Source organism: Bradyrhizobium sp. (assembly GCF_049512235.1).
Lineage (GTDB): Bacteria > Pseudomonadota > Alphaproteobacteria > Rhizobiales > Xanthobacteraceae > Bradyrhizobium.
This window is the reverse complement of sequence record NZ_JBEKXH010000250.1, coordinates 1-9,617: the sequence shown is the minus strand read 5'-3', so window position 1 is coordinate 9,617 and position 9,617 is coordinate 1. Positions and strand designations below refer to the sequence as shown.

Annotated in this window: 8 protein-coding genes; 5 read left to right on the top strand and 3 right to left on the bottom strand. The window is 65.7% G+C overall.

Annotation, left to right across the window (positions count from 1 at the left end; translation table 11 throughout):
* Positions 1-474 precede the first annotated feature (474 nt).
* Together ABSG20_RS21590 and ABSG20_RS21585 are read right to left on the bottom strand one after the other, a co-directional pair.
* A complete protein-coding gene (locus ABSG20_RS21590) occupies positions 475-1,449 on the bottom strand; it encodes a COG4223 family protein (protein WP_423866543.1) in 975 nt (324 codons plus the stop codon).
* 410 nt (positions 1,450-1,859) lie between these two features.
* The gene (locus tag ABSG20_RS21585; protein WP_423866542.1) at positions 1,860-2,597 is read right to left on the bottom strand and encodes a uroporphyrinogen-III synthase; all 738 of its coding nucleotides are present in this window, start codon (positions 2,595-2,597) and stop codon (positions 1,860-1,862) included.
* A 132-nt stretch (positions 2,598-2,729) separates the two neighbouring features.
* Between ABSG20_RS21585 and tsaD the strand changes: the two genes are divergently transcribed.
* The 4 genes from tsaD to ABSG20_RS21565 all read left to right on the top strand — a co-directional run bounded on the left by tsaD (position 2,730) and on the right by ABSG20_RS21565 (position 6,816).
* Positions 2,730-3,803, top strand: a complete 1,074-nt coding sequence (tsaD, locus tag ABSG20_RS21580; RefSeq protein WP_423866541.1) for a tRNA (adenosine(37)-N6)-threonylcarbamoyltransferase complex transferase subunit TsaD — start codon at positions 2,730-2,732, stop codon at positions 3,801-3,803.
* A 13-nt stretch (positions 3,804-3,816) separates the two neighbouring features.
* Complete coding sequence (locus ABSG20_RS21575) at positions 3,817-4,797, top strand: NAD(P)H-dependent glycerol-3-phosphate dehydrogenase (protein WP_423866540.1); 981 nt, start codon at positions 3,817-3,819, stop codon at positions 4,795-4,797.
* Between the two features lie 121 nt (positions 4,798-4,918).
* Positions 4,919-5,332, top strand: a complete 414-nt coding sequence (locus ABSG20_RS21570) for an EVE domain-containing protein (RefSeq protein ID WP_423866544.1) — start codon at positions 4,919-4,921, stop codon at positions 5,330-5,332.
* A gap of 158 nt (positions 5,333-5,490) precedes the next feature.
* Positions 5,491-6,816 (top strand): GGDEF domain-containing protein, encoded by a 1,326-nt coding sequence (locus ABSG20_RS21565; protein ID WP_423866539.1) that lies wholly within the window; start codon positions 5,491-5,493, stop codon positions 6,814-6,816.
* Between the two features lie 29 nt (positions 6,817-6,845).
* On the opposite strand, the gene ABSG20_RS21560 is transcribed toward ABSG20_RS21565, so the two are convergent.
* Positions 6,846-7,946: a DNA topoisomerase IB gene (locus tag ABSG20_RS21560; RefSeq protein WP_423866538.1), complete on the bottom strand. Its 1,101-nt coding sequence runs from the start codon at positions 7,944-7,946 to the stop codon at positions 6,846-6,848.
* Positions 7,947-8,340: 394 nt separating this feature from the next.
* On the opposite strand from ABSG20_RS21560, the gene ABSG20_RS21555 reads away from it, so the two are divergent.
* On the top strand, positions 8,341-9,617 hold a 1,277-nt coding region (locus ABSG20_RS21555), incomplete at its 3' end, for an acetate--CoA ligase (RefSeq protein ID WP_423866537.1).

Genomic DNA, 9,617 nt, shown 5'->3' with positions numbered 1-9,617 from the left:
GCCAGCTCTTGGCGGCCGAAGGCTTGCCGCCGGAGCGCGGGCTGCTGGTCGATTGTTCGATGACGCCGATGGTCATGGCGGAACACCCGTGGATCCAAGACCATGACGTATAGCCGCGCCGGGTTAATCAACAGCGTTAAAAAGCCGGGTTGGAATCACCGAACAATGCAGCCCCCGCGACCGACTATTCTAGAGGACTGATTCCGTGAAAGCCATCGTATCCATGCTCTCGGTCCTCTTCCTCCCCTCCCTCCGCGCGCAACGCGCGTGGCGGGGAGGGGTCGGGGGTGGGGGGTGGCGCGGCGTTCACCGAAGCAGCGGTTCCTGCTGATGCACCCCCCACCCCCGACCCCTCCCCACCGCTTCGCGGGGGGAGGGGAGAAGATAACGGCGCCGGCGCCGGGTGGCTCGGAAAGAGGTTCACGCGCGATATCGATTTGATCACAACTTCGGAAACCCTGAACTGGAGTTGAACTAGAGTGCCGGCTTGGCCAGCGCCGACATCGCCCCGGTCGCGAATTGACGGGAGCTGGCGAGCGCCGCGTCACGCCCATCTGCCTTCTCGATCCAGCCGACGGCTGCGGCGCGCTCGCCCGGCGGCAGCGTGTTCAGTTCGCGGCGCGCCTCGTTGACGTCGTTGCGCAGCGCCGCCGCGGTGACCCGCGCGACGACATTGTCGCGGTCGTTGCCCTTGGTGTCGGTACGCTCGATGCGCACGAGTTGTGCGGCACCCGCCTCCAGGCGCTCGACGATGCCCGAACCGGTGGTGGCCGTGGCCGGCGCCGGCGGCGACAGTTTCGGCACCAGCGTCAGCAATTCGCGGCAAAGGTTGGCAGGGCTCGGCACCCCGGAGGCCGCGAATTGATCCAGCGGCTTCAGCTCGTCGGCATTGGCGGCCAAAGATTTCGCCGCCGCCAGCGCGGCGGGGTAGGGATCGCCGATGCGAACCAGAACATCGAGCAGCCCTGCCGCGACGATGCGACGCAGCGGCACGTCGTCCACCGGCTTTGCGCTCTCCTGGGTGAGCTCGGCCTTTTGCGTGCGGATGGCGCGCTCCAGTCCGGCGATGCGCTCGTTAATCCCGGAGAGATCCGGCGATGGCGGCGCGGTTTCGCGGGGCGCCGATTTCACGTCATTGACCTCGGCGGCCAGTTTTTCCGCTCCTGCGCGCAGGCCGTCGAGTTCGCCGCGCAAGGCGGCCACCGACTGCTCCAGCGCTTCGACCCGGCCGGCCGTCGCCGGATCCACGGGCGCTGCGGCGACAGGTTTGCCGGCCTTGGACTCCAGGCTGGCGAGCCGCGCGGCGAGTTCGTCGATCCCGGCGGAACTGACCTGGACGGGCACAGGCGGAGCGGGCGGAGCCTCGGGCCAGCCGGCGAACATGGCGCCGGCAAACACCAGCGCGGCCACGGCAGCGCCGGTGACGGCGGCGATCACCGTGGTGGCCATCGAAGACCTCCCGGATTGCGGCGGCGGCGATGGACCGGCTGGCGATGGCCCGGCTGGAGCATCTTCGGCGGGGCTCTCGGCCTTGGTCGTCACCCCGGATGCTTCGAGGTCGATGGTGGGCGGGGCGCGCTTGGCGCGGCCTGCATCCGGCGAGGTTGCAGGTTCTTCGGGAGCGTCATCGACCATTGCGATGGTTCCTCAGGGGTTAAAGGGCAGAAGCCGAATAGCTGGCACGCCCCCGGTCTTGCCGGAAGCAGAACCGAGGCTCCATTCTCTTGTTTTGACGCGCTGTTCTTTTCTTTACCAATCGGTATCCAGGGTATCCAGGCCGAGGTCAGGTCCGCAAGGGCAAGCCCGGATCGGGTCCGCGGCAGGCCCTTGGCTTGAGTCGAGCGCGCGTTGTAGCGCGATCAAGGCCGCAACGCACGGTTCAGCACCTCGAACAAGGCATTTTCATGCGGGGTGGCGGCCACCAGAACCTGCGGCGCCCCGGCCTCCCGAACAACGGAGGCCACCGCTTCCGACAGGCAGCATTGCGCGATCGACAGCGCCGAGATTTCGACGCCGGCGGCGCCGGCCGCCTGCAAAAACGCGCGCGCGCTGCGCCTCGAATAGTGCAGCACCGCCTCGATGCCGTTGGCGGCGAAAGCCTCAACGACCTCGCTCGGCAGGCTGGGCACCGGGCTCATCCGGTAGGTCGTCTGAGTGACGACGGAAAAGCCGCGTTCGCCGAGTTCGCCGGCCAGATCGCGCGCCAGGTCGGCACCCGCCAGATAGAGCAGGGGGCTGGTTTTCTTCAGCTGCTTTGCCTTTGTGCTCGCCACCACACGATCGCGCAGCGTCGAGGCGTCGCCGTCGGCCGGGATCACGTTGCAAAAGCCAATGCCGCGCGCGGCGGCCGCGGTATGCTCGCCGACCGCAAATAGCGGCAGCGCGAGCAGCCGGCTGCCCTTGAGGTGGCGTTCGATGCCACGCAAGGCATTGGCGCTGGTGACGATGATCGCGCCGTAATCGGCGTCGTCATCGTCATGGAAGGCGACCGGTTCGAACCGCAGCATCGGCGCCCGCAGCACCTCATAGCCCCCGGCGCGCAAGGCTCTCGCCGTGGTCTCATCGTCGGGATGCGGGCGGGTGACGAGAACGGCCATGCCTCAAACTCTGAAGTGCCGGATATTGGCGGTGACGAAAGATTGCAGGTCGAGACCTCGCAATGCTACCCCAATAGGGAAACGCCGCTTTGGCCGCTGGCGCAAGGGCAGACATTGGGTAACGAAACATCAATGCTGGTGCTGGGTATCGAGACCACCTGCGATGAAACCGCAGCGGCCGTGGTCGAACGCCTGAGCGACGGGTCGGGGCTCATTCGGTCCAATATCGTGCACTCGCAGACCGAGGAGCACGCCGCCTTCGGCGGCGTGGTGCCGGAGATCGCGGCGCGCGCCCATGTCGATCTGCTCGACGGCATCGTCGCCCGCGCCATGCGCGAGGCCGCCACAGGCTTTGCGCAGCTTTCGGCGGTCGCCGCCGCCGCCGGTCCAGGGCTGATCGGCGGGGTGATCGTCGGCCTGACCACGGCGAAAGCGATCGCGATGGTGCACGACACCCCGCTGATCGCCGTGAACCATCTCGAGGCGCATGCGCTGACGCCGCGGCTGACCGGCGCGCTGGCATTTCCCTATTGCCTGTTTCTTGCCTCCGGGGGCCATACCCAGATCGTCGCCGTGATCGGCGTCGGCAACTATGTCCGGCTCGGCACCACCGTCGACGACGCCATGGGCGAAGCCTTCGACAAGGTGGCAAAAATGCTCGGGCTGCCTTACCCCGGCGGACCGGAGGTCGAGCGATCGGCGCACGGCGGCGACGCCGAACGCTTTGCATTTCCGCGGCCGATGCTTGGCCGCACCGACGCCAATTTCTCGCTGTCGGGACTGAAGACGGCGGTGCGTAACGAGGCCAGCCGGCTCAGTCCGCTGGAGCCGCGGGACATCCGCGATCTCTGCGCCAGTTTTCAGGCCGCGGTCATGGACTCCACCGCCGATCGGCTGCGCGTCGGCCTGAGGCTGTTTCGCGAACAATTCGGGCCGCCCAGCGCACTGGTCGCTGCCGGCGGCGTCGCCGCCAACCAGGCCATTCGCGGCGCCCTGCAGGAGGTCGCGGCCCGCGCCAAGACCACGCTGATCATCCCGCCGCCTGCGCTCTGCACCGACAACGGCGCGATGGTCGCCTGGGCCGGCGCAGAACGGCTGGCGCAGGGATTGACGGATACGATGGACGCCCCGCCCCGCGCCCGCTGGCTGCTCGATGCCGCGGCCACCACGCCTGTGGGTTTTTCCAACACGCGTGCCGGATTTTAGAGGTTTCGAAGCCATGACCTCTTTCCAATCCGTCGCGGTGGTCGGCGCGGGCGCCTGGGGGACGGCGCTGGCCGCGGTCGCCGTGCGGGCCGGACGCGACGTGGTGCTTTGCGCCCGGGGTGCGGAGAGCGCGGCGCAGATCGCAGCCAGCCGTGAAAGCGCCAAGCTGCCCGGCATTCGGCTCGACCCGGACGTTGCCGTCACCAGCGATATCGCCATTGCCGCACGCGCCGATATTATTCTGATCGCAACCCCGGCGCAGCATCTGCGCGAGGCCGCAGCCGCGCTTTCGCCTCACCTCGCCACGGCGACACCCATCATCGCCTGCGCCAAGGGTATTGAGCGCGGCAGCCACCAATTCATGACCGAGGTGATCGCGGAAGCCGCGCCCCAGGCGATCCCGGCGATCCTGTCGGGGCCGAGTTTTGCCGCAGACGTGGCGCGCGGGCTTCCGACCGCCGTGACGCTGGCGGCGAAGGATGAGGATCTCGCCGGCGCGCTGGTCCGGGCGCTGGGATCTTCGACCTTCAGGCCCTACCACACCACGGATGTGCGCGGCGTCGAGATCGGCGGCGCCGCCAAAAACGTGCTGGCGATCGCGGCCGGTATCGTGGCCGGCCGCAATCTCGGCGCCTCGGCGCAGGCCGCGCTGACCACGCGCGGCTTCTCCGAACTGGTGCGGCTCGGACGCGCCTGCGGCGTGCGCGGCGAAACCATGGCAGGCCTGTCGGGTCTGGGCGACCTGATCCTGACCTGTTCGAGCCCGCAATCGCGCAATCTTGCGCTCGGCATCGCGCTCGGACGCGGCGAACAACCCGCGCGAGACCGGCTCGCCGAAGGCGAATTCACCGCCCCGGTACTGGTCGAACTGGCGGCTTCGCAAAAGGTCGACATGCCCGTATCGAATGCGGTCGCGGCCATCCTGGCCGGTGCGATGACGATCGACGCGGCGATCGAAAGCCTGCTGACGCGTCCATTCAGGGCGGAGGGATAATTGGCTCGGTCGGGAGCCGTGCTTGTCCCGGGCACGCGCGTCTTGTTTAATCAGGGTCGTATTGGGCAGGGACGTGCGTGGCCGGGACAAGTCCGGCCATGACGAACAAGTGGTGGGCGTCATGAACTACTGGCTGGTGAAATCCGAACCGTCGGCATGGTCGTGGGATCAGCAGGTGGCAAAAGGCGCCAGGGGCGAAGCCTGGACCGGCGTGCGCAATTTCACCGCGCGGCAGAATCTGGTGAAGATGAAGAAGGGCGACCGCGCCTTCTTCTATCATTCCAACGAAGGCAAGGAGATCGTCGGCATCGCGGAAGTCGTCAAGGAGGCCTATCCCGATCCCACCGACAAGACCGGCAAGTTCGTCTGCGTCGATATCAAGGCCGACCAGCCCCTGAAGACCCCGGTGACGATGGCTGCGATCAAGGCCGACAAACGGCTGAGCGGGATGGCGCTGGTGAAATTCTCACGGCTGTCGGTGCAGCCGGTGACATCGGAGGAATGGAAGCTCGTCTGCAAGATGGGCGGGATGTGATCTGCCCCCATCGCGAGGGCCACCGCGGCATCCTAAGGCCGCCAAAAGTGCTCCTGGGAAGTCCGTATTTCCCGCAACCTGCCTCAGGGAAAATTCAGCAATTCAAGCTCAGCTGTTCGGCGGAATCGGCTATCGTTTTGAAATTGCCTGGCAGCAGCATGAACCCGACGGCGCTCGACAGCCCGATGAACGTCGCGATGACGCCCGCTCTCGAAGCCGAGGCCGAGCGGCTGCTGTCGAAACGCACGCGCGACATCCGTTTCTCCCTGGAGATGGCCCAGGCCTACCGCAAAAATACCTGGCGGCAGCGCAGCAAGATTGCGCGCGCATGGATGGTGTGGGGCGGGCTGATCTGCATTGCCTTCGTGCCGATCAGCTACCTGCTCGCGCCGGACTGGCTTTGGCTCACCGCCCCTATCAGCGGGCTGTTGGCTCCGGCGCTGCACGCCTGTGCCTACCTGGTCTGGCGAAAGCCCCGCAGCGCCCTCGTCGAGGGCATGTCGCTGATCCTTTTGATGAGCAGCATCACGATCGCTTACGGCAGCCTCGCCGTCGCCGTGGGCGGCCGCGACTATGAGCGCTTTCTGATCTACATCCTGTACGCCGACACGATCGCGATCGTGGTGTTCAACGTCGAATATGTCTGGTCGTTCGCCCTGATGATCTGCTCGATGGCGATTTTTTCCGCTTTCGAGGTTTTCAATCCATCGATCAACATCGAAGAAGCGATCGGGACGTCGGGGTTTTATGCGATGGCGATCTTCGCGGTGACCACCGCACGAAAAACCCAGTTTCTGATCGGCCAGAAGTCCTTCCTGATGTCCTTGCGCGACCAGTACCGCAGCGAAGCGCTGAAGGCCGCCAATCACCAGCTGGAAATTCTCGCGACGCGCGACCCGCTCACCGGGCTTGCCAACCGCCGTTCGGCCACTGCTCTGATCGAGAGGCTGTGGGACGACCGCAGGATCCCGAAGAGCTCGATTGCCTTCATCATGGCGGATATCGACTCCTTCAAACGGCTCAATGACACCGCCGGCCACGGCACCGGCGACGAATGCATTCAACGCGTCGCCGGCGCGATCGAGCAGGCGATGCGTTCGGACCACGATGCCGTGTTCCGCTATGGCGGCGAGGAGTTCCTGATCATTCTGAGCAACGCCACGCCCGATCTGGCCTGGACGCTGGCGGAGCGGGCGCGCTGCGCGGTCGAAGCACTCGCCATCGTCAATCCCGGGATTCAAAGAGCCGACGGCTCGGCCGGCATGGTGACGATCAGTCTCGGCGTCGCCTTCGCGCGAGACGGTGCCGCGCCGGAACTGGTCAACAAATGGGCCGACGACGCGCTCTACGACGCCAAACGTTCCGGCCGGAACGCGGTGTTTTTGACCGCCCAGGCCGCCGATCCGCGATCCGGCGGAGCCGCTGCGGCATCGCAGCCCGACATTCCTGTCGCGCTGGCGAATTTCAAAAAAATGATCGCGTGATCTCGAGGGTCGGCGTGGCGCGGCCGGAGTCAGGCCGCCGCCGCCGTCACCACCTGCGCCAGCAACTGCTCGCGTTTGGACTGCGTGCGATAGCCCTTCAAGGTCGCGGCGAAACGTTCCAGAATGCCGTCCTCGAAAGCGGTGACGATGGTGTCGTGGACGTAGCTCTTGCGGCAGATGGCCGGGGTGTTGTGCAGTTCGTCGGCGGCGGCGCGGACCGCTTGCAGTACCTGCTTGCGGCGGCCGCGGGCGCTTTCGGCCGGCGAAATCCGCGACAGCGATTCCAGCACCACCGCAGACGCCATCAGGGTGCGAAAATCCTTCAGCGAGATCTTGATGCCGGCGATCTCGCGCAGGAACGCATTGACCTGGGTGGTGGAAACCGCGCGGACATTGCCGGTGGGGTCGCGGTACTGGAACAGCCGCTTGCCCGGCACGCCACGCAGGATGCCGATGGCGCGAACCAGCTTGGCGGCGTCGCATTCCTTGCGCACCGCCTTGCCGCCCTTGGCCTTGAAGCTCAGCACCAGGCAATCGCCATCCAGCGTGACATTGGATTTCAAAAGCGTGGTGGCGCCGCGGGTGCCGTTGAGACGGGCGTAGGATTCGTTGCCCGGCCGGATCGCGGTGCGCGCGATCAGCTCGATCACCGCGGCAAGCGCGAATTCGCGGGCCGGCGCCTCGCCCGACAGATGCATCGAGACGGTGCGGCGGATTTTCGGCAGCGCCGCGACCAGCCGCGCCAACCGATGCGCCTTGCGATGTTCCCTGACCTTTTCCCAATCGGAGTGATAGCGGTATTGCAGCCGGCCGGCGGCATCACGGCCGACCGCCTGCAGATGCGAGCTCGGATCGGGGGAGTAGCGCACCTCGGCATAGGCCGGGGGCACCGCCATCGAGTGCAGGCGCCGGATGGTGCCGGTGTGGCGGATCGCCGTCCCGTTGGCGCGAACGAATGAATAGCTCTTGCCGCGCTTGATGCGGCGGATGGTCAATTCGTTCTGGTCGCCGAGCTTCAGCCCCAGATTTTTGGCAAGGGTTTCGACGCTCGCCGCCTGTCGCGGCGGCCCCGTCACATCCGGACCGGCGGAAAGGCGCCGGGCAGTCGAGAAATTCTGCTGATCCATCATGACTCCAAGCGCCCTGCATTCGAATACGCAGTGGTAATGCCGGCGATTCGTCCTGGGTTCCGCCAGGCTACCGGGCCTGGGAACGCCATTTAGGCGGTAATCGTCACGGGCGCTAGCCCAGTTCCCGGGAGCTGCGGTTTCCAGTTACCATTAATCCCGAGGGCTGGCGCCGGATGTGGCTTTTTGACCTGCCGAAAACGCGATGGTGATCGCCGGCGGGCGCCCGGCGGGCGTCCCCGGTTCGCCCAAGATTGATCTTGCGCATGGTCGGGGCCTCCAAAGCTCCTATTTGTTTCGCTTGTCGGCGCCATCAGGCTCGACGCATAATTGTTCAAACAATTAAAACGGCTCACAGTGTCCGCGTTCACTGGCCGCAAGGGTGGAGGGTTTTCAGATGTCCGAGAAGATTTACGACGTGCCTGCAGATTGGGTCGGGAAGGCTTGGGCCGATCAGGCCAAGTATCAGCAGATGTATGCGCGCTCGGTGAGCGATCCCAATGGCTTCTGGGCCGAGCAGGCCAAGCGCCTCGGCTGGATGAAGCCCTTCACCAAGGTCGAGAACGCCTCCTTTGCGCCGGGCCATATTTCGATCAAATGGTTCGAGGACGGCGTCCTCAATGTCGCCTGGAACTGCATCGACCGCCATCTCGACCAGCGCGGCGATCAGACCGCGATCATCTGGGAGGGCGACAGCCCTTCCGAATCGAAGCACATCACCTACCGGCAGCTGCACGACGAGGTCTGCAGGTTCGCCAACATCCTGCGTACCCGCAACGTCAAGAGGGGCGACCGCGTCACGATCTATCTGCCGATGATCCCGGAAGCCGCCTATGCGATGCTGGCCTGCGCGCGGATCGGCGCCATTCATTCGGTGGTGTTCGCCGGCTTTTCGCCCGACAGCCTGGCGCAACGCATTACCGACTGCCAATCCAAGATCGTCATCACCGCCGACGAAGGCCTGCGCGGCGGCAAGAAGGTGCCGCTGAAGGCCAATGTCGATGCCGCGCTCGCCAAGTGCGGCGGCGTCGACTGGGTCGTCGTGGTCAAGCGCACCGGCGCCAAGGTCGACATGAACCCCTCGCGCGACCTCTGGTACCACGACGCCGCGAAAATGGTGACCACGGAATGTCCGTGCGAGCACATGCATGCGGAGGATCCGCTGTTCATCCTCTACACCTCCGGCTCGACCGGCCAGCCCAAGGGCGTGCTGCACACCTCAGCCGGCTATCTGGTATTCGCCGCGATGACGCATCAATATGTGTTCGACTATCATGACGGCGACGTCTACTGGTGCACCGCCGATGTCGGCTGGGTCACCGGCCACAGCTATATCCTCTATGGGCCGCTGGCCAATGGCGCGACCACGCTGATGTTCGAAGGCGTGCCGAATTATCCCGACAATTCGCGGTTCTGGAACGTCATCGACAAGCACAAGGTCAACATCTTCTACACCGCGCCGACCGCGATCCGCGCGCTGATGCAGGCCGGTGATGAGCCGGTCAAGAAGACCTCGCGCAAGAGTCTGCGTCTGCTCGGCAGCGTCGGCGAGCCGATCAATCCGGAAGCGTGGGAATGGTATCACCGCGTGATCGGCGACGAGCGCTGCCCGATCGTCGACACCTGGTGGCAGACCGAGACCGGCGGCATCCTGATCACGCCGCTGCCCGGCGC